Annotated in this window: 25 protein-coding genes; 11 read left to right on the top strand and 14 right to left on the bottom strand. The window is 45.0% G+C overall.

Going from position 1 to position 24849, the window contains the following annotated elements; all coding sequences use genetic code 11:
* Window positions 1-86 precede the first annotated feature (86 nt).
* Both FBF61_RS00560 and FBF61_RS00555 read left to right on the top strand, forming a co-directional pair.
* On the top strand, window positions 87-2273 hold the full coding sequence (locus tag FBF61_RS00560; RefSeq protein WP_138475151.1) for a glutamine synthetase III family protein: 2187 nt from the start codon (window positions 87-89) through the stop codon (window positions 2271-2273).
* A gap of 35 nt (window positions 2274-2308) precedes the next feature.
* Window positions 2309-2863, top strand: a complete 555-nt coding sequence (locus FBF61_RS00555; RefSeq protein WP_138475149.1) for a hypothetical protein — start codon at window positions 2309-2311, stop codon at window positions 2861-2863.
* A 70-nt stretch (window positions 2864-2933) separates the two neighbouring features.
* Here the strand turns inward: FBF61_RS00555 and FBF61_RS00550 are convergent, their stop codons facing one another.
* Window positions 2934-3944, bottom strand: a complete 1011-nt coding sequence (locus FBF61_RS00550; RefSeq protein ID WP_138475147.1) for a glutamine synthetase beta-grasp domain-containing protein — start codon at window positions 3942-3944, stop codon at window positions 2934-2936.
* 393 nt (window positions 3945-4337) lie between these two features.
* Here FBF61_RS00550 and FBF61_RS00545 point away from each other — a divergent pair, with 393 nt between their 5' ends.
* From FBF61_RS00545 to FBF61_RS00535, 3 genes are all read left to right on the top strand, one after another.
* Window positions 4338-5045 carry an RsmE family RNA methyltransferase gene (locus FBF61_RS00545; protein ID WP_138475145.1) on the top strand — a complete coding sequence of 236 codons (708 nt, stop codon included), beginning with the start codon at window positions 4338-4340 and terminating at the stop codon, window positions 5043-5045.
* Between the two features lie 43 nt (window positions 5046-5088).
* Entirely contained in the window at window positions 5089-5730 is a 642-nt protein-coding gene (locus tag FBF61_RS00540) for a DUF4159 domain-containing protein (RefSeq protein ID WP_205748230.1), read from the top strand.
* A 142-nt stretch (window positions 5731-5872) separates the two neighbouring features.
* Complete coding sequence (locus FBF61_RS00535) at window positions 5873-6619, top strand: acyl-CoA desaturase (RefSeq protein ID WP_138475141.1); 747 nt, start codon at window positions 5873-5875, stop codon at window positions 6617-6619.
* Between the two features lie 416 nt (window positions 6620-7035).
* Here the strand turns inward: FBF61_RS00535 and FBF61_RS00530 are convergent, their stop codons facing one another.
* Genes FBF61_RS00530 through FBF61_RS00510 form a run of 5 tightly spaced genes read right to left on the bottom strand, consistent with a single transcriptional unit; the run spans window position 7036 to window position 12246 of the window.
* Entirely contained in the window at window positions 7036-8412 is a 1377-nt protein-coding gene (locus FBF61_RS00530; RefSeq protein ID WP_138475140.1) for a sensor histidine kinase, read from the bottom strand.
* A gap of 3 nt (window positions 8413-8415) precedes the next feature.
* Window positions 8416-9093 (bottom strand): response regulator, encoded by a 678-nt coding sequence (locus FBF61_RS00525; protein ID WP_138475138.1) that lies wholly within the window; start codon window positions 9091-9093, stop codon window positions 8416-8418.
* Window positions 9090-9623 carry a 5' nucleotidase, NT5C type gene (locus FBF61_RS00520; RefSeq protein WP_138475137.1) on the bottom strand — a complete coding sequence of 178 codons (534 nt, stop codon included), beginning with the start codon at window positions 9621-9623 and terminating at the stop codon, window positions 9090-9092. The genes FBF61_RS00525 and FBF61_RS00520 overlap by 4 nt, the downstream gene beginning before the upstream one ends.
* Window positions 9623-10915, bottom strand: a complete 1293-nt coding sequence (locus FBF61_RS00515; RefSeq protein WP_138475135.1) for a dihydrolipoamide acetyltransferase family protein — start codon at window positions 10913-10915, stop codon at window positions 9623-9625. The genes FBF61_RS00520 and FBF61_RS00515 overlap by 1 nt, the downstream gene beginning before the upstream one ends.
* 59 nt (window positions 10916-10974) lie before the next feature.
* Complete coding sequence (locus tag FBF61_RS00510; RefSeq protein WP_138475133.1) at window positions 10975-12246, bottom strand: competence/damage-inducible protein A; 1272 nt, start codon at window positions 12244-12246, stop codon at window positions 10975-10977.
* A gap of 107 nt (window positions 12247-12353) precedes the next feature.
* Between FBF61_RS00510 and FBF61_RS00505 the strand changes: the two genes are divergently transcribed.
* Window positions 12354-13073, top strand: coding sequence for a DUF4197 domain-containing protein (locus FBF61_RS00505; protein ID WP_138475131.1), 720 nt, complete (start codon window positions 12354-12356; stop codon window positions 13071-13073).
* A gap of 58 nt (window positions 13074-13131) precedes the next feature.
* On the top strand, window positions 13132-13473 hold the full coding sequence (gene gldC, locus FBF61_RS00500) for a gliding motility protein GldC (protein ID WP_138475130.1): 342 nt from the start codon (window positions 13132-13134) through the stop codon (window positions 13471-13473).
* A 179-nt stretch (window positions 13474-13652) separates the two neighbouring features.
* On the opposite strand, the gene FBF61_RS00495 is transcribed toward gldC, so the two are convergent.
* From FBF61_RS00495 to FBF61_RS00470, 6 genes are all read right to left on the bottom strand, one after another.
* On the bottom strand, window positions 13653-14015 hold the full coding sequence (locus FBF61_RS00495) for an MmcQ/YjbR family DNA-binding protein (protein ID WP_138475129.1): 363 nt from the start codon (window positions 14013-14015) through the stop codon (window positions 13653-13655).
* Window positions 14012-14191 carry a DUF6728 family protein gene (locus tag FBF61_RS00490; protein WP_138476093.1) on the bottom strand — a complete coding sequence of 60 codons (180 nt, stop codon included), beginning with the start codon at window positions 14189-14191 and terminating at the stop codon, window positions 14012-14014. Before FBF61_RS00490 ends, FBF61_RS00495 begins: the two co-directional genes overlap by 4 nt.
* 17 nt (window positions 14192-14208) lie before the next feature.
* The gene (ispG, locus tag FBF61_RS00485; protein WP_138475127.1) at window positions 14209-16218 is read right to left on the bottom strand and encodes a (E)-4-hydroxy-3-methylbut-2-enyl-diphosphate synthase; all 2010 of its coding nucleotides are present in this window, start codon (window positions 16216-16218) and stop codon (window positions 14209-14211) included.
* A gap of 212 nt (window positions 16219-16430) precedes the next feature.
* On the bottom strand, window positions 16431-17513 hold the full coding sequence (locus FBF61_RS00480; RefSeq protein ID WP_138475126.1) for a GHMP family kinase ATP-binding protein: 1083 nt from the start codon (window positions 17511-17513) through the stop codon (window positions 16431-16433).
* Between the two features lie 3 nt (window positions 17514-17516).
* Window positions 17517-18737, bottom strand: coding sequence for a sugar MFS transporter (locus tag FBF61_RS00475; RefSeq protein WP_138475124.1), 1221 nt, complete (start codon window positions 18735-18737; stop codon window positions 17517-17519).
* A gap of 65 nt (window positions 18738-18802) precedes the next feature.
* Window positions 18803-20098 carry a Gfo/Idh/MocA family protein gene (locus tag FBF61_RS00470; protein WP_374756600.1) on the bottom strand — a complete coding sequence of 432 codons (1296 nt, stop codon included), beginning with the start codon at window positions 20096-20098 and terminating at the stop codon, window positions 18803-18805.
* Between the two features lie 349 nt (window positions 20099-20447).
* Here FBF61_RS00470 and FBF61_RS00465 point away from each other — a divergent pair, with 349 nt between their 5' ends.
* Window positions 20448-20864 carry a 6-pyruvoyl trahydropterin synthase family protein gene (locus FBF61_RS00465; protein ID WP_138475120.1) on the top strand — a complete coding sequence of 139 codons (417 nt, stop codon included), beginning with the start codon at window positions 20448-20450 and terminating at the stop codon, window positions 20862-20864.
* Window positions 20824-21513 (top strand): GTP cyclohydrolase I FolE, encoded by a 690-nt coding sequence (folE, locus tag FBF61_RS00460; RefSeq protein WP_138475119.1) that lies wholly within the window; start codon window positions 20824-20826, stop codon window positions 21511-21513. Before FBF61_RS00465 ends, folE begins: the two co-directional genes overlap by 41 nt.
* Window positions 21514-21666: 153 nt before the next feature.
* Here the strand turns inward: folE and FBF61_RS00455 are convergent, their stop codons facing one another.
* A complete protein-coding gene (locus FBF61_RS00455) occupies window positions 21667-22590 on the bottom strand; it encodes a sugar phosphate isomerase/epimerase family protein (protein WP_138476092.1) in 924 nt (307 codons plus the stop codon).
* A gap of 21 nt (window positions 22591-22611) precedes the next feature.
* A complete protein-coding gene (locus tag FBF61_RS00450) occupies window positions 22612-23625 on the bottom strand; it encodes a cation diffusion facilitator family transporter (RefSeq protein ID WP_138475117.1) in 1014 nt (337 codons plus the stop codon).
* A 39-nt stretch (window positions 23626-23664) separates the two neighbouring features.
* On the opposite strand from FBF61_RS00450, the gene FBF61_RS00445 reads away from it, so the two are divergent.
* Complete coding sequence (locus FBF61_RS00445; protein ID WP_138475115.1) at window positions 23665-24219, top strand: NUDIX domain-containing protein; 555 nt, start codon at window positions 23665-23667, stop codon at window positions 24217-24219.
* A 1-nt stretch (window position 24220) separates the two neighbouring features.
* Window positions 24221-24835, top strand: coding sequence for a LysE family translocator (locus FBF61_RS00440; RefSeq protein WP_138475114.1), 615 nt, complete (start codon window positions 24221-24223; stop codon window positions 24833-24835).
* The last annotated feature ends 14 nt before the right edge of the window (window positions 24836-24849 follow it).

Below are 24849 nucleotides of genomic sequence, written 5' to 3'. Positions count from 1 at the left end.
TGAAAATATGTAAAATCTGCACCGGAATTGTTGAACGTATCATGAATTAGATAATTTTGGGAAGAATTAATATAAATCAATAAACAATGACTTTTCGTTCCAAAGCTTTTGAGATTGCTCAGGGCCGTGTAGCTCCCGTTTTAACCCCTCCTGTCGAAAAAGTAGCCGACTTGTATGGTAGCAATACTTTCAGTGACGATGTAATGCGGACTTTACTTTCCGCCGAAGCATATACCAAAATTTCGAATGCAATCCGCTCCGGTTCGACCATCGACAGGGAAGTGGCCGACGAGGTTTCGGCAGCCATGAAATCCTGGGCTATTTCAAAGGGGGCAACCCATTATACGCACTGGTTCCAGCCGCTGACAGGTACCACCGCTGAAAAGCATGACTCCTTTTTTGACCTCACTATGGACGGAAAAGCCGTTGAAAAATTCAAAGGCAGCGCTCTCGTACAACAGGAACCGGACGCTTCTTCGTTCCCGAGTGGGGGATTGCGTGCTACTTTTGAAGCCCGTGGCTATACGGGCTGGGACCCGAGTTCTCCTGCGTTTCTGATGGACAACGGTGCGGGTGGGAAGACTTTGTGTATTCCTTCAGTTTTTATCTCCTATACCGGCGAAGCACTGGATTATAAGGCACCCCTGCTGAGGTCACTTGTTGTGCTGGACAAAGCTGCAACTTCGGTATGCCAGTTTTTTAACAGGGACGTCGATAAGGTAACTGCTACATTGGGGATTGAGCAGGAGTATTTTCTGGTCGATAAAGCATTGTATTACGCTCGGCCTGATTTATTGATGGCCGGAAGAACTGTTTTTGGCCACAGCCCTGCCCGTGGCCAGCAGCTTGACGATCATTATTTCGGTTCAATCTCGCCGCGTGTCAATGCATTCATGGTGGATTTCGAGTTTGAAGCTTTAAAGCTTGGGATTCCGGTGCGCACACGGCATAATGAAGTTGCGCCCGGCCAGTTCGAATGTGCCCCTACATTTGAAGAGGTGAACCTGGCGATCGATCACAATGCCTTGCTGATGGATTTGATGCAAAAAATAGGGGATAAGCACAATTTCCAGGTATTGTTTCATGAAAAACCGTTCGCCGGAATAAACGGAAGCGGAAAACATAATAACTGGTCGCTGTCGACGGACACTGGGATAAACCTGCTGGCACCTACGACCAAACCGAAGGAAAATCTGCGTTTTCTGACGTTTTTGCTCAATGTGGTCAAAGCGGTGCACGATCATGCGGACTTGCTGAGAGCATCCATATCATCCGCCGGAAATGAACACAGGCTGGGCGCCAACGAAGCACCTCCGTCGATCGTGTCTGTATTCCTGGGCAACGAGCTGACCACCATGCTGGAAGACCTGGTCAACAAGGGAGAAATCACACTGGAAAAAGGAGAGAATTTTTACTACAAGCTGGGCATAACACGCATTCCCAATCTTCAGCGTGACAACACCGACAGAAACAGGACCTCACCTTTTTGCTTTACAGGGAATAAATTTGAATACCGGGCAGTTGGCAGTGCGCAGAACAGTGCGTCGCCGATGATTGTGCTGAATACAATCGTGGCCCATCAGCTGGCTGAATTCAAAAAGGAAATGGACGAGCGCCTGGCTGCCGGAGAAGAAAAGAAGGTAGCTACGGTTGAAATTCTTAAAAGATATTTCAAGGAGTCCAAACGAATACTTTTCGAAGGGAATGGCTACTCGGAGGAATGGGTCGAAGAAGCGAAAAACAGGGGGCTCAGCAATATCAGAGCTACCTATGATGCTTTGTATGCTTACAAAACTCAAGAAACGGTTGCTGTTTTTGAAAAAATGAGTGTGCTCACATCCCGTGAACTGCACGCCCGGTATGAAATTGAATTGGAAAATTATGTCAAGAAATTACAGATAGAATCGAGGGTAATTGGCGATCTGGCACTTAACCACATTGTTTCGACGGTTGTTAAATACCAGTTCAAGCTGGCGCAGACTGCCCGCTCGCTGACCGATCTGGAAATGTTGGAAGAAGCCGAACCCATCAAGGAAATTATCAAAGACATATCTTCACATGTGGTGGTAATCAAAAGGGTAGTGCATGCCATGACCGAAAGCAGGAAAGCCGCGAACAATGTTGACGATCTGTTTGAACGTGCCAGATTGTACGGTTCTGATGTGAAAGGGCATTTTGATGAGATCCGCTACCACGTGGATAAGCTCGAACTCCTGATTGATGACGAAGATTGGCCTTTGGCAAAATACCGTGAAATGTTATTTTTAGAGTAATTTTGCAGTTATCGGTTAAACAAATAATAAAAACTATGAATCCGGGATTTGATCCAGAAGAAATTGCTCAGCTTAAAAAGGAATGTAAAGCAGAGCGATTGAACTTTATTTATGTTGCAGACGAACTGGAAGATGAAGAAGAGGAAAACAACGAACATGCACATGTTCAGTTCGTGGGATATTATAAAGAAAAGGAAGTCGTTTATGACGCCCTGATATATACGCTAAGGCTGCACCATTCTACATTAGTATATGATGCCGCACTGGAAAGGCTGAAAAAAGAGATGCCTCACTATGTATCTCAGGATGAGCGGGCAGGAGATGAAAAGATCACGGAAGAGGAGGACGAAGAAGCAGAATTGCTGTTGACGGAATTTATTGAGGAAATTGAAGAAAATGAAGAGATAACCGTTCGCGAGCATGTCGAAATCGACAATCAGTTTGAATACGGAATTGGTCTGGAGGTTGGTTTGAACAAAACCGAAATCAATGAAAAGACGATCAACGATTTCATTATAAGATTTAACTCCGGCCGTATCCAGCTTGATCCTACGCTCTATTCTTTCACCGGGAGTGAAGACGAGGATTGATCTCTAAAATTAATAAACATAAAAAAACCACCGCAAGGTGGTTTTTTTATGTTTATTCTGTCTAAAGATATTACAAAGCTGATTTAACAGTTTTGATGATACGGGCAGCAACTTTATAAGGATCAGCAGCTGAGTTTGGACGACGGTCTTCAAGATAGCCGCTCCATCCTTTCTGTGGAACCAGTACAGGTATACGAATGGACGCACCACGGTCAGAAACTCCGTAGCTGAAATCATGAATACTTGCAGTTTCGTGCTTTCCTGTCAAACGCAGGTGGTTATCTGCACCGTAAACTTCGATATGTTCTTTTACAACAGGACGGAAAGACTCGCAAACTTTGTCGAATACTTCTTTGCTGCCGGCAGTTCTCAAAGCAGTGTTCGAGAAGTTAGCATGCATTCCGCTTCCGTTCCAGTCAAGCTCGCCCAGAGGCTTGCAGTGCCAGTTGATTGCAACACCATATTTCTCTCCGATTCTTTCAAGCAGGTAACGACCAAGCCAGATCTGGTCACCAGCTTCTTTCGCACCCTTTGCGAAGATCTGGAATTCCCACTGTCCTGCTGCAACTTCCGCATTGATACCTTCCACATTCAGACCAGCTTCAAGGCATGCATCAAGATGTTCTTCGATGATATCGCGGCCAAATGCATTGTATGCACCTACTGAGCAATAGTATGGTCCTTGTGGTGCAGGGAATCCGTTTGCAGGGAAGCCCAGAGGTTTATTGGTTTCAGTATCCCAAAGGAAATATTCCTGCTCAAAACCGAACCAGAAATCATTGTCATCATCTTCAATTGTGGCCCGACCGTTGGATACGTGAGGAGTTCCATCGGCATTGAGAACTTCGCACATTACCAGATACGCATCTTTACGAAGCGGGTCAGGGATTATGTAAACAGGTTTCAGCAAACAGTCTGATGAACCGCCAAGCGCCTGCTCGGTAGAAGAACCATCAAATGACCAATTGCTGCAATCTTCCAGTTTTCCACTAAAGTCGCTTTCAATTTTGGTTTTGCTGCGTAAACTTTGGGTCGGCTTATAGCCATCCAACCAAATATATTCCAGCTTGGATTTTGACATAATAGTACTAGATAAAGTGGTGACGAATAAGTATAACGGCACAATATTAATGCAAAAATGTATTTACAAAAAATAATATCTAAGAAATATTATGGTTAGACAGAATATTATTGGGTTAATGGTAGTATTAGCATTAAAAAATGTACTATTTTAATAAATATGTTCAGTTTTAAAAATAGCGGCCAGACGAAAAATTTGTGTAAAATCACATCAACTAGGCTTAATATATAGGTTGGAGGACGTAGAATAATGAGAAAATGCAATTATTTCGTTTATAGTGAACCCATAGGCCTACGTCACAAAAGAATGATCGATCATGGTGGCTGTTGGATAAATATCCTCTATTTTTGAAATTAGAACTTTCGTCATTATCTTATACATTATTACATCCGCATGCATTTATTTTATCAGCCGGAAGCCAACCTTTATGAACTGGATGAAGAGGAGGCGAGGCATAGTTCGAAGGTTCTTAGACTGGGGTCCGGCGATATCATTCAGGTAACAGATGGCAGAGGGCTTTTGCAGAAATGTGTGTTAAACATCCAGGGAAAAAAAGCAGGATATGAAGTACTGGAGACCCGGGTAATCCCTCCAAGGTCTTTTTCCGTACATATGGCCATAGCACCTACCCGCAAGGCTGAGCGTAATGAATGGATGGTTGAAAAAATGACCGAGATAGGGGTGGAACGTATTGATTTTCTCGTGACCGAGCATACGAACCTGGAGACTTTGAACAGAGTGGTTAACCTGACACGTCTGAACCGTATCGCAGCGGCGGCTATGAAGCAGTCTCAGCAATATTATATGCCGGTGATCACTGTAAATAACAAATACGAGATTTTTGTCGCGAACCGTGGTGAGCAGGTGAAAATGATCGCTTATGTGCCTGATCACGCAAAAGAGGAGCATGTTTTTAAGAAAAGCCGTAAAGACAGCACTACTTCTTTACTGATCGGCCCGGAAGGGGATTTTAGTGAAAAGGAGGTTGTTTTGGCGCAAGAGAACGGATATGTAACGGTATCGCTGGGTCAGACGAGGTTGCGTACAGAAACGGCGGCGGTTGCCGGCTGCCATGCGGTGAACCTGGCACAGATTGTTTAACAGGATATTTATGAGAATAACAGTAGCGAATTTCAGGATAATAATGTTGGCGATGCTGCTAGGCACTGTTTATGCTGCCCAGGCACAATCATCGCTTAAAATTGCGAAGCTCAAATACGGGGGCGGCGGCGACTGGTATGCCAATAAGACGTCATTGCCCAACCTGATCAAGTTTTGTAATTCAGAGCTCAAAATGAATATCAATCCGGTGGAGGATGTAGTGGAAGTAGGCAGCCCGGATATTTTTACCTACCCCTTTGTGCACATGACCGGGCATGGTAATGTGGTTTTTTCAGATGCAGAGGCGCAAAATTTGCGGAATTATCTGTTGTCAGGAGGATTTTTACATGTGGACGATAATTATGGATTGGACCAGTTTGTAAGGCGTGAGATGAAAAAGGTGTTTCCTGAATTGTCCTTCGTGGAGTTGCCTCATGACCATCAGATCTACCGCATCAAATATAACTTTCCCGAAGGTCTGCCTAAAATTCACGAGCATGACGGTAAACATCCGCAAGGTTTTGGACTTATCTGGCAAGGCAGGTTGGTTTGTTATTACAGCTACGAAACTGACCTTGGAAACGGCTGGGAAGATCAGAGTGTTTACAACGATCCAGAGGAAATGAGGCGGAAAGCGCTTCAAATGGGTGCAAATCTGCTCAGTTACGCGTTTATGATTCAGTAACATCAGAAAGCAGGCAAATTTAATGTGGCAGTTTTAATCGGGTAGTATAAATATATTCTAAATAAGACTGTGCAAATTTCGTTTTTTCGTCCTTTGGCGCGTACTTTTGTACAAAGTTCAAATTATAATTTTTCCTCGTTCCATGTATATTGTCCTGATTGTATTTGTTGTACATTGGTATTTATCATTATTTTGTCAAACATTCTTTCTGCACCGGTATTCAGCGCATAAAATGTTCATTATGAGTAAGCCGTGGGAGCGTTTTTTCTATCTGCTTACCTATCTGTCGCAGGGGTCCTCATATTTGAGCCCGCGTGCTTATGCCATCCTGCACCGTATGCACCATGCTTTCAGTGATACCGAAAAAGATCCTCACTCACCCCACCATACCAAAAACGTTTTTACGATGATGTGGGAGACCAAAAATATTTATAATGCTGTACTCAACAGAAAAAGAGCGATTGAATCCCAATTCGAGCGTAACTATCCGGAATGGAATTTCATTGAGAAACTCGGAGATTCCTGGTTTTCAAGAACTGGCTGGGCATTGATTTATCTGGCGTTTTATGTGCTGGCCTATGTTTACCTTGATATGCACTGGGCATTCTTCTTTTTATTGCCGATCCATTTTCTGATGGGGCCGATTCATGGTGCGATTGTAAACTGGAGTGGCCACAAATACGGATACCAGAATTTTGATAATGATGACAAATCGAAGAACTCGCTGATTTTTGATTTTTTAATGATGGGCGAATTGTTTCAGAACAATCATCACAAACGTCCTAATTCGATCAATTTCGGTTCAAAATGGTTTGAAGTTGATCCCACTTACCCGGTGATCAGGCTGTTAAGTAGATTGAAAGTTATCGAGATCCGAAAGAAGAACTAAGGAGTAGCTGGGGACGGGGCGGCTTGGTCGTTGGTTGTCAGCTATTGTCATTCGTAGTCATTTATTGTTATTTGTAGTGAGGGTTGATATTAGTTCAGATAGCTAATACAACCCTTTTCTTTTTACCAAAAGCAACTGACCGCGACTACCAATCAAATATAAAACATAACTGCGTATGACCATACGTGACTATAAAGCACTACAAATGACTATCATTAACTACAAAAAACTATACATGACTGAGAATGCCATAAAAAAAACTTTGGCAGGTGTGAGATACACCTGCCAAGTTTGCTTATTAACACCACAAAAAATGAAATCCTTAATTAAATCTGCCGATTAAAGCATCTTTATTATTACAATACAAATAAATCCCTCAATACTTAAAAGGGGGTTAATAATAAGTTAGAATTTCCTTAGAGACGTGAAAATGTCACCAGAAAGGTAGTTCCCTTGGGTTGGTTGGAGCTGATTGCGACCGAACCGTTGTGCAGTTTTACGATTCTTTCGACAAGCGAGAGCCCTATCCCGTACCCTTTAATGCTTGCCGTGTTGTCGCTTCTGTAAAAAGGCTGAAAAACCAGGCTCTGATCTTCTTTCGGGATTCCCTTTCCAGAATCAGAAAAACTAAGGGTTAACTTTTTGCCGGAAGATTGCAGATTGACATTAACCGTATGGTCGTCGGAGAACTTGCAGGCATTATCCATCAGGTTCAGAAATGCCGTTTTTAATAGCGTTGAATTCCCCGGCAGTTCCAGCCAGGTGTCGTCTTCGGGAAGCTCCTCGAAATTAAGCTGAATATTATAGGATGGATTCGCCTCTGCCAGATTAAGCCTGCAATCGAGGAGCAGGTCGTCAACCCGAATGGTTTCTGTAAGTAAATCGCGCTGATCTTCGCTGACTTTTGCCAATTCCAGCAAGGTATTAGAGAGTTGCGCAAGTTCCTGAATGTCTTCAAGCACCGAATGGATCGTTACCTGATAATCCAGCGCAGTACGTTCTTTCAGTAAACTGACCTCCAGTTGAGACCGGATTTTGGTCAGGGGATTTTTGAGCTCGTGGGAAACATTGGCTACGAAAATCTTTTGCATTTGGAACGCAGTCTCAATTCGGTCGAGCAGCTTGTTAAAGGTCGTTGTGAGTCGGCCGATCTCGTCTTTCTGGTTAGGGACATCAAGACGGGTATCCAGTTTCTGTGGCAGAATTCCCTCCACCGAGTTCATTACTTTTGAGATGGGCCTCAGGGCGCGTTTGGAGAAAATCCACCCTACAAGGGCAACAATGATTGTCACGATAAAGAAAAGTACCGTCAGCAACGTGCTGAGGTTGGATAGGTTGGCTTGGCCGTACAAGTCTTTGGCGCCCAGCAATACCACTGCGCGGTTGAAAGGATATTTGTAATAGAGACCTACAACCTTATAATCGCCGTCAGTATAGCGTATTTGCCCTGCTTTGCGGATTTCATCAAGCCAGTAATTGGATACGTGTATGGATTTAGACTGCGGGGTAGTGGGGTTACTGTAAATCAGCCGGTTTTTTTCGTCGAAAATGAAGGTATTTTCATTGTAGATCAGGTCGCGGTTGGTTTCATCCAGCGCTTTTAAAACCTCCGTATTCACCTGAGGCACTTTTAAAAGGAGCTCCGCCTGCGACTTGGCCTTTGAACGCAGCCGGTCATAAAAATCCTCAGTGACGTTATTATACGTGAAATAGTATATAGCAAGAAAGGTAATAAGGAGAATTCCGCTCACTAACAATGAAAATTGGACCGTCAGTCGGGTGCGGATTTGCATATACTATTCTATTTTAAGAACATAACCCATACCAAACTGTGTATGAATCAGTTTGACAGGATAATCCTTGTCAATTTTCTTACGCAGATAATTTACATAAACCTCAATCACATTCGTACCTGTGTCGAAGCCGATATCCCATACCTGTTCTGCTATTTCAACTTTTGAAATCACCCGTCCCTGGTTTCTGATGAGATAAACAAGGAGGTTAAATTCCCGGGCAGTGAGGTTGATCTTATTCCCCGAACGATGGACTGTTTTGGCATCCAGGGAAACTTCCAGATCGGCAAAACGGAGAATCTGCCCTGTATGGGAAACCGTGGTTCCCCGTTTCGTCAGCGCGCGGACCCTGGCAAGTAATTCTTTGAATTCAAACGGTTTGACCAGATAGTCATCTGCTCCGGCGTCAAGCCCGGTCACCTTATCATCAGTGGTTCCCAATGCGGTAAGCATCAGAATGGGTGTTTCGTCGCCCCAGGTACGTATTTCACGGCAAAGCTCTATGCCGTTGATACCTGGTATAATAATATCGCTGATAATGAGCTGATACGTGTTGTTTTTGGCCAGTTGTCTGCCGATCAGACCATCGTAGGCAATGTCTACTTCGTAGCCATTTTCTTCCAATCCCTGTTTGATGGACTGCAACGTTTTCGGCTCGTCTTCTATCAGCAATAATTTCATACTATCGGTAAAAATAACTCCGAAACGTCGTTCCAACTGGAAACGCGACGGAATGTGTGGTCATTCAAATTGTGTGGAGCACTGAACAAAATCCCCTCACCTTTGAAAGCAACCAGGTTTCGCACATGGTCGTCGATCAGGTAGTCAGAATTGATGATGCTTTTATACCCGCAAAAAACAATGTTGGTCCAGGGAATAAACGGGAAATTTTTGTGCAGCCAGTCGAATTTGTCCTTGAACGAATTGGGAAACTCCATGCATGCGGTGGCGATGTAGATCTCATAGAATTTCGACAACTTGTACACCGTTTCTACCGCACCCTTTTTAACATTGATGTCTGTAAAAAAACCGGGTGTATTGATGATCCTGTGCAGTTTGGTGAGCTGCTTTGGATGCAACAATTCCCTTAATGCCCTGGAATACAGCTCTTTTTCCGTAAGTGTTGTTCCAAAATCGTTCAGCACAATATTCACGAGCTTTTCATGCGTATCGGCCAGCACATCATCTACGTCCAAAGTAAGTCTCAGCATCAGATTATTGATCTGCTAACATTGAAATTTTCAAGATAATCATTCACTCTTTTCAGGAACATACCGCCTAGCGAGCCGTCCACGACCCTATGGTCATAAGAGTGAGAGATGAACATCAGGCTTCTGATCCCGAGTAAGTCTCCTTCCGGGGTTTCAATCACAGCCGGCTTCTTTTTAATCGCACCAAAAGCCATGATCGCAACCTGCGGCTGAACTATGATCGGCGTTCCCATGAGATTTGAAAAGGCCCCGATATTAGAAACCGTGTAAGTACCACCCGCAAGATCATCCGCTTTCAGTTTGTTTTCACGGGCTCTTCTGGCAAGTTCATTTACTTTCCGCGCAAGTCCCGGCAGATCGTAACGGTCGGCGTTATGGATAACGGGTACGATGAGGTTACCATCCGGCAGTGCCACTGCCATTCCTATGTTAATGTCCTTTTTCTTGATTATTTTTTCGCCTTCGACGGAGATATTGATCAGCGGATAATCTTTGATCGCCTTCACTACGGCCTCGATCAGGATAGGTGTAAAAGTGATGCTGTCACCGGTCTTTTTTCTGTATTCCGTTTTGACAGCCTCACGCCACTTGACAACCGGCGTCATATCGGTTTCGATGAATGAAGTAACGTGCGCAGATATCCTTTTGGATTCGATCATGCGCTGCGAAATCATTTTGCGCATACGGTCCATTTCGATGATCTCGTTGCTTCCGTTCAAAGAAGTAACAATCGGCGCAGGCTGCGACAGGCCTTTTTTACGTTTATCGAGAAAAGCGATGATGTCGTTTTTGGTAACCCTGTTCTCAACACCAGAACCCGGGATTGTAGCCAGCTCACCCGGACTGATGTGTTCTTCACGTGCGATGCTCAGAACCAGAGGGGAATAAAAGGTATTACTTGCGGGATCATTTTTGGCATATTCAAGGACCGGCTCTGCCTTTTTGGTAACAGCCTCATGAAAATCCTTTTCCAGGATTGCGACGCTCGATTCAACATCCGGAATTTCTTCTTCGTGTAAAACCGGCAGAGGTTTCTCCTCCTCTGTATCATCTTCAACCTGAATGTGAGCGACGGCGCTGCCAATCGCGACTACATCATTTTCCTTCACAAGCCACTCGGTCAAAACCCCGGAGTAGGGGCAGGGAACTTCTGTGTCCACTTTATCAGTAGCTACCTCCAGTACGGAATCATCAATGGTTACCGCATCGCCTGTTTTTTTCAGCAGGTGAAGCACCGTACATTCCATGATACTTTCGCCCATCGGAGGCATTACCATTTCTACTATTTTCATACTTCGCGTTTTTCAGGACAGACATATTTCGCTGCTGCGCCTGTATTAATATCTGTCATTCAGCTTTTTACAGCCAGATTTGTTTTTAATATCGTTTTTCTAAGCAGGTTAAGGACATAAGAACAGGTCATTTCCACATTGATCTTCCTATTGTTCCTTAATGTCAAAAGCTGCGTAAATGTTTCGTCAGGTCCGGCACAGGCAATCCAGACAGTGCCCACCGGTTTCTCATCTGTTCCGCCTTCCGGCCCCGCGATACCGGTTGTCGAAATCGCAAAAGTTACATTCAAAGCGCTGCGGGCTCCTTCTGCCATTTCAATAGCAGTTTGTTCGCTTACAGCACCATAGGCATCAAGTGTTTCTTTTTTTACACCTAAAACGCTCATTTTTACATCGTTGCTGTAACTCACCACCGAGCCTTCAAAATAGGCCGACGAACCGGGTACGCTGGTGATCTGGCTTGCCACATATCCTCCGGTGCAGCTCTCTGCCGTCCCCAGTGTTGCATCACGATTCAATAGTAACGCTCCTACAACGGATTCCAGTTCATCGGAATCAAATCCGAAAACATATTCTGCGATCAGTGGAAGGAGAAGCTGGACCTGTCCTTCCAGGTCTTTTTCCAGTGTCAAAGCATCAGCGCCGGTGCCGGTAAGCCTGAGCTTTACCTGCCCGAAATGCGGAAGATACGCCAGTTTGATATGGTCAGGAAGGGCATCTTCCCAATGGGCGATCTTCTCAGCCAGAAAGGATTCGCCAATGCCGATCGTCCGGACCGATTTATGCTGGATAAACGGCGTGTTGAACTTCGCTTTTAGCCTCGGGAGAATTTCAAACTCCATGAGACTTTTCATTTCATAAGGTACGCCCGGAAGCGAAACATATACTACGCCATCCTTTTCAAACCACATGCCGGGCGCTGTTCCCCAGAGGTTCGGAATATACGTGCAATTTTTGGGTAATGCAGCCTGCTGTATGTTCAATTCGGTCATTTTCCGGCCTCTTTTCGCAAAGAACTCCGTAACCAGTTTCAGTGCATCCTCATTGATCTCAAGTTCGGTACCGAAGTATTCGCAGAAGGTATGTTTGGTGATATCATCCCGGGTTGGGCCAAGTCCGCCCGTTACGATCACGACATTAACGCGGCCGGAGGCTTCTGTAAAAGCATTGAGAATATCTTGTTTGATATCGCCGACGGATGTTTTCCGGACCGGGCGGATACCTATATCAGTCAGTTGAGTGCCAATCCATTGTGTGTTCGTATCCGTAATTTGTCCAAAAAGAATTTCGTCGCCGATCGTAATTATTTCAGCCCGAATAGAGGGAACCATAAGCGTAAAATGGATTAATAAAGACCGTTATTTTCCCAAAAATAAGTAAAATTAATCGTTATTGAGTACGTTTAAACCGTAGTGAAAAATTAACAAACAGAACCGTAATGAAATACAAATTCTTAGTTGTAACCTTGTTTTGGCTCTTATGTGGCTATACGTCAACTGCTCAGCTTGGTAAATTCCTTGATCAGTTTGGCAAGAAAAGCGGAGGCCTGAGCGAAGGTGACATTGTCCTGGGATTGAAAGAAGCGCTCAATGTCGGGATCTCCAACGGGTCTGCCGAAGCATCGAAAGTGGATGGTTTTTTTAAAAATGAACTGATCAAGATCGCAGTACCGCCGGAAGCTCAGAAAGTGGCCGAGACATTGCGGAGAATGGGATTAGGCGACCAGGTTGATAAATTCACTTTATCTCTCAACCGCGCGGCTGAGGATGCCGCAAAAAAATCGAAGCCGATATTCGTAACAGCTATCACCTCCATGACCGTGCCGGACGCATTGGGTATTTTGAAAGGCCAGAATGATGCGGCGACGCAGTATCTCAGGAAAACTACCAATGATGATCTGTTCAAAACTTTCTTTCCCGTCGTGGATAGTACGCTGAACCTGAACAAGGCTACGGAGTATTACGCCGACATTGTGAACACTTATAATCAGATTCCACTGGTTAAAAAAGTAAATCCTAACCTGAAAGAATATGCGACCCAGAAGACCATCGACGGGCTGTATGTACTGATCGCACAGGAAGAGAAGAAGATCCGCGAGGATCCTGTGGCGCGGGTAAGCGACGTTTTAAAACGTGTTTTCGGGCAAGGTGGGAAGTAGGCGAGGAACTTTAATGTTTCTGAAATGCTTACTTTTGTGAAAAATATTAACACCTCTTATGAAAAAGTCGGAAATAAACTTCACCGTTGAACTGGACGAAAAGAATATACCTGAGAAGATTTTCTGGAACGCTACGGATAACCCCAACGAGGGTATCAACGATACCAGGGCCATTGCCATCGCAGTCTGGGATCATTATCACCGCGGTACGCTGAAAATAGACCTTTGGACAAAGGACATGGAAGTATTTGAAATGAAGCGTTTTTACATCGAACTGATGAGCGGAATTGCGGATACTCTGCTCACAGCCACCAATGACCGTACCATGGCGGAGGCCATTGAAGGCGTCTGCGAAACATTAAGCAAACGCCTGGACGAAGAGATGAAAGCAGCGAAGTGATCTTCGGGTGCAAAATACAAGGCCCAAATCTGCGTAGCGATGAGCGCGCCCGTTTTCGTGCAGCCATTTCCCCCGGAATGAAGTCCGAGATTTGGTGATCATGAGGTCTTCGGATTTCTCTAGCCGCGGGTTTTAACCCGTGGCTAGATGTAAAAATGGTAATTTCAGCCCTTCGGGTTTTAACCCGTGGCTGAATGCAATTCTTCCCTGTCTTTTTTCGGCAAAGACGCAACCACCAGATCATAAGAATCTTTCACCCAGGAAAACAAAGTTTCACTTGGAATGCTGCCGGTAACATATACCGTATTCCAGTGTTTTTTATTCATGTGGTAACCGGGCTTGACATCAGAATAGGTCTCCCGGAGTTCTTCCGCTTTTTCAGGGTCACATTTCGCGTTAAACTGCGTCTTCGAGCCGTCCAGAGGTGTCAAAAGAAACACTTTTCCTCTTACTTTGAAAACCAGCGTATCGGGTCCGAAAGGAAGTTCTTCGGTTACTCCAGGCAGCGCAATGCAAAAGTCGCGTAATGACTCTAGATTCATCTTGTAAGTGCCCTGACGATCATTACAATAACACAAATCAAAAACATAACGATGGAGATCCTGTTGATCCCATGCATCATGCGGAGGTTGAACGAATTGGGGGCGTTCGGATCCGGTTTTTTGAAAACACGGACGAAGTAATAGAACACGTCACCCAGCATAAAGTATTTTTTCATCATTCAGATTTTAAAGGTCAGATCAATATTTCGCGCTCGCTGGGCTCGATCCAGCGTCCATCTTCCCGGATCAGCTCAATCAGTTCGTCAACGGCTCTTGCCGCCGTCACCGATCTTTTGATCACTTCCTGACCACGGTACAAAGCAATTTTATCTTTTCCCATACCCACATAACCGTAATCGGCGTCGGCCATTTCGCCGGGTCCGTTCACAATGCAACCCATAATGCCGATTTTCACACCTTTCAGATGTTCGGTGTGTTTCCGGATCATTGCTGTCGTTTCCTGCAGATCAAATAGGGTTCTGCCGCAGGATGGGCAGGATATATATTCCGTTTTTGACATCCGCGTGCGGGCTGCCTGCAAAATCCCGAATGCAATGCTGTTATAAGATGCAGCATATTTCAACTTCTCAGCCGGTACGCAATGGTCTGAAAATTCGGGGGTTAGCAGAGTTCCGTCACCAAAACCGTCTACCAACAAACCGCCAATGTCCGTAGCTGAATACAGTGTCAGGCTATCGCCCATATTCACCTGGTAGTCTCGTTGAACAATGACAGGTACTTTAATACCAGTTTCTACGAGTTTGTAAAAAAACCGGCGCAGCTCCGGCATGGCGTGGGCGTTGGCGGTACCCAACACTAGCACAATATTTTTGCTAAACCGGATATCTTCCAGCAGATCTGTGTCAAAAGTGTGAATATCACCCTTGATGAAATTCAACTGATCAGACACCTGATCTTTTTCAGCCTCTTTCCATTCCCTCACCGTCAGTAGCGGAAATTTATTTTGTTTTTCATTATGGCCCAGCCACTGATTGTAATCCAGAATTTCTTTCAGACCGTTAGGTAACATAAAAGGTACCGGATTTTGACCCGTGTATATAAAATCTGCCCCCTGGTCGTTCATAGCCCATTTGTCGGGTACCGGCAAGAAGAAATGTCCGATGCTTTTCAGATCATCCAGTTTTTCAACACCAATATCCGAGTAGTCGGCAATGACCCTCGGGACATTGATGTGGCCAATATTATATACCTCGGTTGTATCGCGACGGGTGTATTGGAACGGATTGATAGGGCAGACGTCGACCGGCTCGATAAAATCGTGTTGAGCCCGGTTTGTATATCTTTCGATGAGCGCGCGTGCAACAGGTGCTTCTTTTTCGGGCGCCTCGGTGAGCGAAACACGGACAGTATCTCCCAGGCCGTCCTCGAGCAATGTTCCTATTCCGACAGCCGATTTGATACGGCCATCTTCCGCCTCGCCAGCTTCGGTCACGCCCAAATGCAACGGATAAGGTTTCAGGCCTTCTTCATCCAGGCGCTGAACCAGCAAACGATAGGCTTCCACCATGACCTGGGTATTGCTGGATTTCATCGACAATGCGATGTTGAAATAATTCAGCTCCTCACATATTCTCAAAAATTCGAGGGCTGATTCCACCATGCCCAGGGGCGTGTCCCCGTACCGGCTTAAAATCCTGTCGGAAAGCGATCCGTGATTGGTCCCGATCCGCATTGCGGTTCCATATTCCTTACAGATCTTAACCAGCGGGATAAATTTCTCACGGATCCTTTCGAGCTCCGCTGCATAGGAAGCATCCGTGTAGTCAATGACTTCAAACCGCTTCCTGTCGGCGTAGTTGCCCGGGTTAATCCTTACTTTTTCAACAATCCTTGCCGCCAGTTCGGCTGCGTTGGGCGTGAAATGTATATCGGCGATGAGCGGAACAAAAATGCCAAGCTTATGCAGGCCGTTCCGTATGTTTTCCAGGTTCTGGGCTTCCTTCACACTTGGAGCAGTGATGCGCACATACTCACAACCTGACTCCACCATTCTTACCACTTCGTCTATCGAGCCCTGCGTATCCATCGTATCCACCGTGGTCATGGATTGCACCCGGATCGGATAGTCGGAGCCCATAGGAAGGTCCCCGATGTTGATCGTGATGGTTTTACGTCTTATATATGCTGTCAGGGAAGGACAGTAGAGATTTGTTTTATTTTCAGAAGCTGTGATCACTGTCATGGAATTGTCATTGATGATTGCCGCCGCAACGGTCTTTGCGAAGAAAACTACTTCGCATCGTTTTTACAAAGGTCTTAAAACAAAAACACTTTCGGAATTACAATCGTGCATTTTCGATCCAATTCGCTCAGGTACTTTTTACAAACGAAAAAGACCCGGAATCCGATCGGTTCCCGGGTCTTTTCGATATCAATAATAAGAAGAAAACAAGGCTATGATTCAATTCTCGTCCCAGAGTCGACAGTAATGATATAGCTTTTGCCACCTTCTTTTTCAATCGCCTCAGCTACTTCCTCAGCTCTTGTGGGGGCGTAAGCAAACATACAGCCTCCTCCTCCCGAACCATTGATCTTTCCGCCCAATGCGCCGGCGGAAAGTGCAGCATTCATCATCCGCTCGATTTTCGGCGTGGATGTGCGTTTGTGGTCACGGAGGTTTTTGTAATGTTTATAAAGCAGCCCTCCAAAATGCGTATCAAAACTTTCGTTCACCGGGCTGTTCACACTTTGCGTTAACAGTGTTTTTCCTTCCAAAAGAATATCCCGGTCTTCGATATTGGCTATCAAAAGGCTCATTTCATCTTCGGAAAGCTCTTTTTTGTAATCAACAGCTTTTTCAAAAGGTGTAGTGAAAATGGAAAAATCAGGATCATAGTTTTTAACTTTTCTGATCACATCCTCCATTCCGTACCGGCATCTCGCCAGAATGCCCAGCGTATCTTTTGGCTCCAGAGAGTCCCCTAGTACAAAAGTGCCGAGTTTCGGGGTCAGCGCCTCTACCTTGATCACCGGCGTGGATTCCAGGTAAATCACATTCCCGATCGCAGTGGAGTAATGGTCCATCATGCCGCCTGGCTCACCGAATTCCAGCACTTCTGCGGCATTGGCGATCTCCCCCAACTCTTTTTGGGAAAAATTTGAAGGGTTATCACTCATTTTATCCAGAAAATGCGCCCAGGAAACGATCAGCGCCGAAGAACTCGACGTGCCCGAATTGATCGGAATATTGCCATGGATTACACATTCAAATCCTTTCGAGAACGAAATTCCCTTTCTTTTTAAAATATTGATCGTACTTCGGAAATAATCTCTCTGAACTATATAAGGATAGGTATCCTTCAGGGAAAACTCCTCCTTTAATCCTAAGTCCGGCAAATGCAGGACAACTTTGTCATCATTGCGATAATCACCATCAATACTTATTCTTCGCGAGATGGCCGCAGCTATTACCGGTAAGCCAAGATAATCCTGATGTTCACCAAATAAACAAATACGGCCAGGGGTCGAAATTTTCATGAACTACCAGCTTTTCTTTTTGTGACCCGAAAGGCCGAAATAAAGTATGAAGAAATATAACGGAACCATTACCCAGTATGCTTGCTGCGTACTCCCGATAGAATCGGCTATGCCTCCATAAACAAGCGGCAATATAGCACCACCCGAGATACCCATAACCAGCAAAGCGGAAGCAATTTTGGTGAATTTACCTAAACCACTCAGTGCCAGCGGCCACAATGCAGGCCATATCACAGCATTGGCAAAACCAAGAACAGCGATACACATTACCGATGCGAACCCGGTTGTCATGATCGCTGCAACAGTAACGACAAGCCCTAGTACAGCCGAGAATATCATATAAGCTTGTTGTGAAACGAACTTTGGAATCAACACAATGCCCAGCACATATCCGAACATCATTCCCCCCAGCGTATATGCTCCGAAAACCCGTGCTTCCTCCTCCGGAATGCCCAGGGAAACACCATAATTAATAATCGTGTCCGCGGCGATTACTTCCACACCCACATAGCAGAACAAAGCCAGAACGCCTAATACAAGGTTCGGATATTGAAATACGCTGGTCTTTTGCGTGGTGATCTGGCCCGTTCCTGTTGGCTCGTCTTCTTCTTCGCTTACTTCAACAAGACCTTTCGTCAGCCGGATCAGTAAAGCAAGGCCTACCAAAACGGCTGTAAGAACCAGGTAGGGAACAACTACTTTATCAAGTTCCTCTTTGGGGTCAGTTGACGCAACTCCCGCGAGAAGTAATTTTCCGATCACGATCTGGCTGATGATACCGGCACCTTTATTGGCAATACCCATTACACTGATCCTTTGCGCAGCGCTCTCGCGTGGCCCCAGGATCGTTGCATACGGATTAGAGGCGGTCTGGAGGACTGTAAGGCCGATACCTATCGTGAAAAGCCCTACCAGAAACAGAGGGTAGGAAGCCATTTCGGCGGCCGGAATAAAAATAAGCGTTCCGACAGCCATGACCATCAGTGCCAGCGACATACCGTTTTTAAAGCCGGTCTTTTTGAGAACCATCGAGCAGGGGATGGCCATTACCGTGTACGAAATAAAAAACGCAAATGTTACAAGGTAAGAGCTGGTGTTATCCAGTGAAAATGCCTTTTTAAAGAAAGTGATCAGGGTTCCGTTCACCCATGTGACGAAGCCCATCACAAAGAATAAAACGCCGATGATAATGAGGGGGCCAAGGTAACTGTTCTTTTTGCTCATTTAAGTGGTTGTTAGTAAAATATGGTCAGGGTTTTAAAGTATGACTGTTAAATTGAGAAATCAGGCTAATATTCATCGTTCAGGCCGAAAATCCGTTTATTGGTTTTCCATTTCCCGCGGGTAAAATCAGGGATTTCTACCGGGGAGCTGCCACGTGCCACCGACAATTCCGACAAAGGACTGATCGCACTCCAGACGGCCGCGTCATACACATCAATTGGCGGAGCGGTTTTACGTTTAATGGATTCCACAAATCCTCTTAGTACAAAATAATCTATACCGCCATGACCGGCGTTTTCAGCATCTTTTGCATATTTTTTCCAGAGGGGGTGGTCGTTTTTTTCAAGATAAGGCTTGTCAGGCTCCGAAGTGTGCGCTTTGGGGGATACGCCCTCCAAATAAATGCTATTGCCGTCGTTCATCCAGATGCCCTCGGTTCCTTGCGCGCGGAAAGCCAGCGAATAGTGGCGTGGTGAATTTGTGTCGTGGACCAGCACGATATTTTCCCCGTTATGGCACTGGATCACAGTTGTCACAATGTCGCCAAGCTTAAAATTAACCTTGGCATTCGGATGGTCTTTGCCACCGTGATCAACGATATATTTATGTAAGCCTCTTGATTTTGTGGCAGTGGAAGTGAGGTAAGTTAAGCAGTTGCCGCGGTTAATGTCGAGCCAGTGCGCTACCGGGCCCAGGCCGTGCGTGGGGTAAATATCGCCGTTCCTGTCGATGGAATGCTGTGTCCGCCACCGGGCTTCCGAGAATCCTTTTTCTCCGAATTCGACCCCGACACCGCCGTCGCTTTTTCCGTTATTGAATTTAATTTCGCGGAGATCATGCTGGTAACCGCAATGCGCGTAAGTCATTTCGCCGAACATACCCTCACGTATCATTTTCAGGATCGCCATGACGTCGCGGCGGTAACACACGTTCTCCAGTATCATGCAATGCGAGCCGGTTTTTTCGAAAGTGTTAACCAGGTCCCACGACTCCTGCAGTGTAACCGTCGCAGAAACTTCGACCGCCGCATATTTACCGGCATTCATGGTCGCAAGTGTCATCGGGACGTGCCACTGCCAGGGAGTAGCGATCAGGACGCCGTCGAGATCGTCGCGTTTTACCAGATTGAGAAAATCTTCTTCACCTTTAACATATGTAGCAGGAGCTTTTTTTCCTGCTTTTTTTATTTGTTCCAGAGTGGCATTGATCGCCGCCTGATCGATATCACATATTGCATTGATCTCTATATCGGGGCGGAACAGCGCCTGTTCTATATGGCTTCGCCCTCTCAGCCCCACGCCAATAAAGCCCAGACGCACTTTTTCAAGCGGTTTTTCTTTTTTTAATATTAAAGAAGGCATTGAAAGTATGCCGGAGGCGGAAGCGGCGAAAGTAGATTTTTGTAGAAAATCCCGTCTGTCCATATAAAGGTTCTGATAATATTTTAAAATCTTCCAGGTTTAGGCCGACCAAGTACGCAATTTACACGCAATAACGAGATTTTAATTTTTTTTATTAACGAATTGTTAAATCATGATCTGGATTTTTACAACGGAATTTAACAGGCAATGAACAATTTCACAATCTATCGCGTTAGCAAAAAAGCAAGTAACTCCGATGGACGATTTCAGGCAGGTCCAAAGGCTTTAAGTGTGTTGGACACATACTTTGTAACGACATTTAAGGCATTATCATTTTTAAGAGGTACATATGGTTCATAAAGTAGCTGTGTTCCGGAAAGAACACTTCAATGCGGCGCATCGTCTTCACAATCCGGAATGGTCTGAGGATAAGAATGAAGCCGTGTTCGGAAAGTGTAATAATCCCAATTACCATGGACACAATTACGAGCTGATCGTGCAGGTCACTGGTCCGGTTGATCCGGAAACCGGTTATGTGGTTGATATGAAAATCCTTAGTGCTTTACTCAAAGAATTTGTTGTTGATCGGTTTGATCACAAAAATCTGAACCTGGATGTTGAGGAATTTAAGACATTGAACCCGTCCGCAGAAAATATTGCTATCGTTATTTTTTCAATATTAAGACCTAAAATTGACGCAGGGCTTGCTCTGAAAATCAGATTATATGAAACAGAACGGAACTTTGTCGAATATCCTGTCGACTAACGCATTGGATGTTGAGGAAATCGGTGATGATCATTTATTTTCTTCCATCGACACGCCTATGCGGAAAGATGCATTTGCGATGGACGACGACATGAAGATGGAGCTGATCGAGAAACATTTTCGCCATATTATGGAGATCATGGGTCTGGACCTGACAGACGATAGCCTGAAAGGTACGCCGAAACGTGTGGCTAAAATGTATATCAAAGAAGTTTTCAGTGGACTGGATCCCAAAAACAAGCCGGCGATCGCATTGTTTGACAATAAATACAAGTATGATCAGATGCTTGTTGAAAAGGATATCACTGTTTTTTCAAACTGCGAACATCATTTTGTGCCCATTTATGGCAAGGCGCATGTTGCGTATATATCCAGCGGCAAAGTGATAGGTTTGTCGAAACTGAACCGCATTGTAGAATACTACTCGAAACGCCCGCAAGTTCAGGAAAGGCTTACGGTGCAGATTGCCAATGAGTTAAAAGAAGCTTTGCAGACAGAAGACATAGCTGTCGTAATCGACGCCCAGCACATGTGTGTACAGTCCCGAGGTATCCGCGATTCAGGAAGCTCTACGGTTACAGCTTATTATGGCGGAAAATTTGAGAATGAGGTGACCAGGAAGGAATTTCTGAGTTACCTGGGAATGTGAAGGGACTTTGTCCGGTTAGTTAAGTGTGGTCATTTATTGTCAAGTTTGTTCCTTAGTGGTCACTTATGGTCAAGTGTTGTTTTGGTGTAATTTAAAACAACACTTGACCATAAATGACAATCACTGACTAAAAATGACCACAATCACACTTCCTTAAACCGTAGGTCCTACACGTTCAAGCAGCGCCTTGGTTGCTTTGATACCATCATATTCAGAAAGCTTGCTCCCTTCATATTCGATACCGGCGATTCCCTTAAATCCGGAATCTTTAACGATTTTCAGGATTTTCGTATAATCCGTTTCGATGCAGTTTCCTTTTTCATCGAAGTCGTAAGTTTTGGCACTTACACCTTTTGCAAACGGCATCAGTTCTTTGGTTCCCTGGTATCTGTCATAAGATTCTGCACAGCCGCCGTCTTTTCTTGTGATACAGAAGTTTCCGAAGTCAGGCAATGTTCCTACATTTTTCATGTTCACCTGCTTCATAACGCCCGACAGCCACTGACCGTTTGAAGAAGAACCGCCATGGTTTTCAACGATCACATTGATACCGGTTTTCTTGGCGAATTCACCCAGTTTTCCTAAGCCTTCTACCGCAGCTTTTGCGATTTCTTCATTGCTGCCTTTTCCGAATGCATTTACGCGGATGGTTTTGCAACCCAGGTATTTGGCTGCTTCTACCCACTTGTAATGGTTTTCTACGGCTTTGTTACGAACTGCCGCGTCCAGTTCACCCAATCCGCCTTCACCGTCGATCATGATCAGGTTGTTGGTAACGCCATTGTCTTTTGATCTTTTCAACAGGTCTGCCAGGTAAGTTTTATCCTCGGCTTTATCTTTGAAAAACTGGTTTACGTACTCAACAATGGAAATTCCGAATTCTTTTCTTGCCAACTCAGGAAAATCCAGGTTGGTCAATTTTTTTGCAAACAGTTCCTTGTGAAGTGACCATTCTGCAAGCGAAATATCAAACCAAAGCTTTTTGGCGTATGAATCGGCCAGAAGATCGGTGATTGTAGTTGCGGCCAGGGCGGTAGCACCTGCCTTTTTAAGGAAATCGCGACGTGAGAAATGCATCATGGTTAAATTTAGATATGATTATTCGTGAATATTAATTTTTGCTTCGTTATATAGTTTTTCATTTTTTACAAGATTGGCCGCATCCCATTCTATATCTTTCAGGAAAGCATGCTGGCGTACAGGACAATCTGCTATGCGGCAAAAATAGCAGCACTGTTCGAGGCAAGGATCGGCGTGCACAAAAATTTCCGTCTCCCCATTGTGATGTTCTTTCAGAATATTTTCAAAATCGTGTATGGATTCATGCACTTTCTGCAATTCCCAGTAATAAGGCAGCGTGAGATGGCAGTCAATGTGCAGGTCGGAACCGTATTGCTGCACGCGCAGATTATGCACATCGATCCAGTCCGGTTTTTTGTTGGCACGAAGAGTCTGCACTACCTTGTCGAGCAGCACATCGTCGGTAGCATCCATCAAACCTGCAACAGACTTTTTCAAAAGCACAAAACCGCTGTAAGCAAGAAACACCCCGAACAAAAGAGAAGCCGCGCTGTCGATCCATTGCAGGCCGGTAAGCAATATCAGTCCGACGCTCAATATCAGCATAGCGCTGCTGATACTGTCGGACATCAAATGTCGCCCGTCGGCTACCAGCGCAAGGGAATTTGCTTTTTTGCCTTCCGTTAAGAGTTTGTAGCCGATGGCCGTATTGACAAAAATGGTAAACAATATAAACAGGGAGCCTTGTGCCAGGTTCTGGATCGGGGCAGGTTCAATGAACCGCTTTACTGCTTCGATAATGATAAAAAGAGAGGCAATGATGATCAGCGCGCCTTCAAAGCCTGCGGAAAAAAATTCAATTTTCCCGTGGCCGTACGGATGGTTACGGTCTTTAGGCTGTGCGGAAAGGTATATGCTGTAAAACGCAAATCCGCTGGCAATTACATTGATAATCGACTCGAGTGCGTCGCTTAATATTGCGTTGGAAGAAGTGAGATAGTATGCAAAAAACTTCAAGCCTGTCAGCAAAATGCTGGCTATAAAAGACAGCAGGATGAGACGTTGTTTGAGCTTATTTTGGTTTATTTGCATTTCGTATTTTGTCGTACAGGGGTCAAAAATAATAAGAAAATGCGGGTAATAACCACAGAAAATAATTGGAAAACACTTTCATCACAAACCGTCTACGAAAACGCGTGGCTTGAACTCAGTCACCGTGAAGTGATTAACCCATCCGGTAATAACGGTATTTATGGTCTGGTAAAATTTAAAAACCAGGCGATCGGAATTATCCCTCTCGACGCAGAAGGAAATATTTACCTCGTTGGCCAGTTCAGATATGCGATTGATGAATATTCGTGGGAAATTCCGGAGGGCGGCGGCTTGCTTGGGACCGATGTGCTGGAAGCTGCAAAACGGGAATTAAAGGAAGAAACGGGTCTGGTAGCGAATAAATGGACCAAATTGGCCAGAATTCATACATCCAATTCGGCTACGAACGAAGAAGGGTTTTTATTCATCGCCGAAGACCTGGTGCAGGAAGAGGCGGAGCCCGAAGAAACCGAAGTGTTACAGATCAAAAAAATACCTTTAAAGGAAGCTGTCGATATGGTGATGCGCTCCGAAATTACCGATTCGCTCTCGGTTTGCGCAATTTTGATGACAGCCAGACAAAAAGGTATCTGATATGCTGGAATCCTTATTTTACGGTACGGTTACGGGAATTGCGTTATGTCTTACATTCGGAACCGTGTTCTTTTCCCTGGTGCAGAACAGTGTAGACAATGGCTACCGGACCGGAATGAAAATTGCATTCGGAGTATTTGTAGGGGATGTCATTTTTGTATTCTTCGCTGTATTCGGTACTGCTTTGCTGCCCGATATTCCCGGATTTAAAAAATGGATGGCTGGCGCGGGAGTGATATTTCTGATAGTGCTGGGCCTGAGTAACCTTATCAAGGGGCAACCCAAAATCGCTTATCCGAAGACGAGGTTCGGCAACTTTCTTTATTACTTTACAACCGGTTTTTTACTAAATGCGCTCAATCCGGTGAACTTCATCAGCTGGGTTACCATTGCATCCTACATTCGCACGAATCTTCATTACAACATCAATCAGGTGCTTATATTCTTTGGGGCTAGTGTGATCGCTGTTTTTTTGGTGGAATGCGGTATCGCGGTGTTTGCCCACCGGCTGAAACGTGTTTTTACACCCAAAGTGGTTACCATATTTAACAAAGTGACAGGCGTCGTTTTTATCCTGATCGCCTGCCAGATTGCTTATGCCAGTTTTCTTAAATAAATCCTGCCCGAATT

The sequence above is a fragment of the Dyadobacter bucti genome (genome assembly GCF_005869225.1).
Classification (GTDB): Bacteria; Bacteroidota; Bacteroidia; order Cytophagales; family Spirosomataceae; genus Dyadobacter; species Dyadobacter bucti.
The sequence above is the reverse complement of the archived record's forward strand: the minus strand, read 5'-3'. Positions and strand labels throughout refer to the sequence as shown.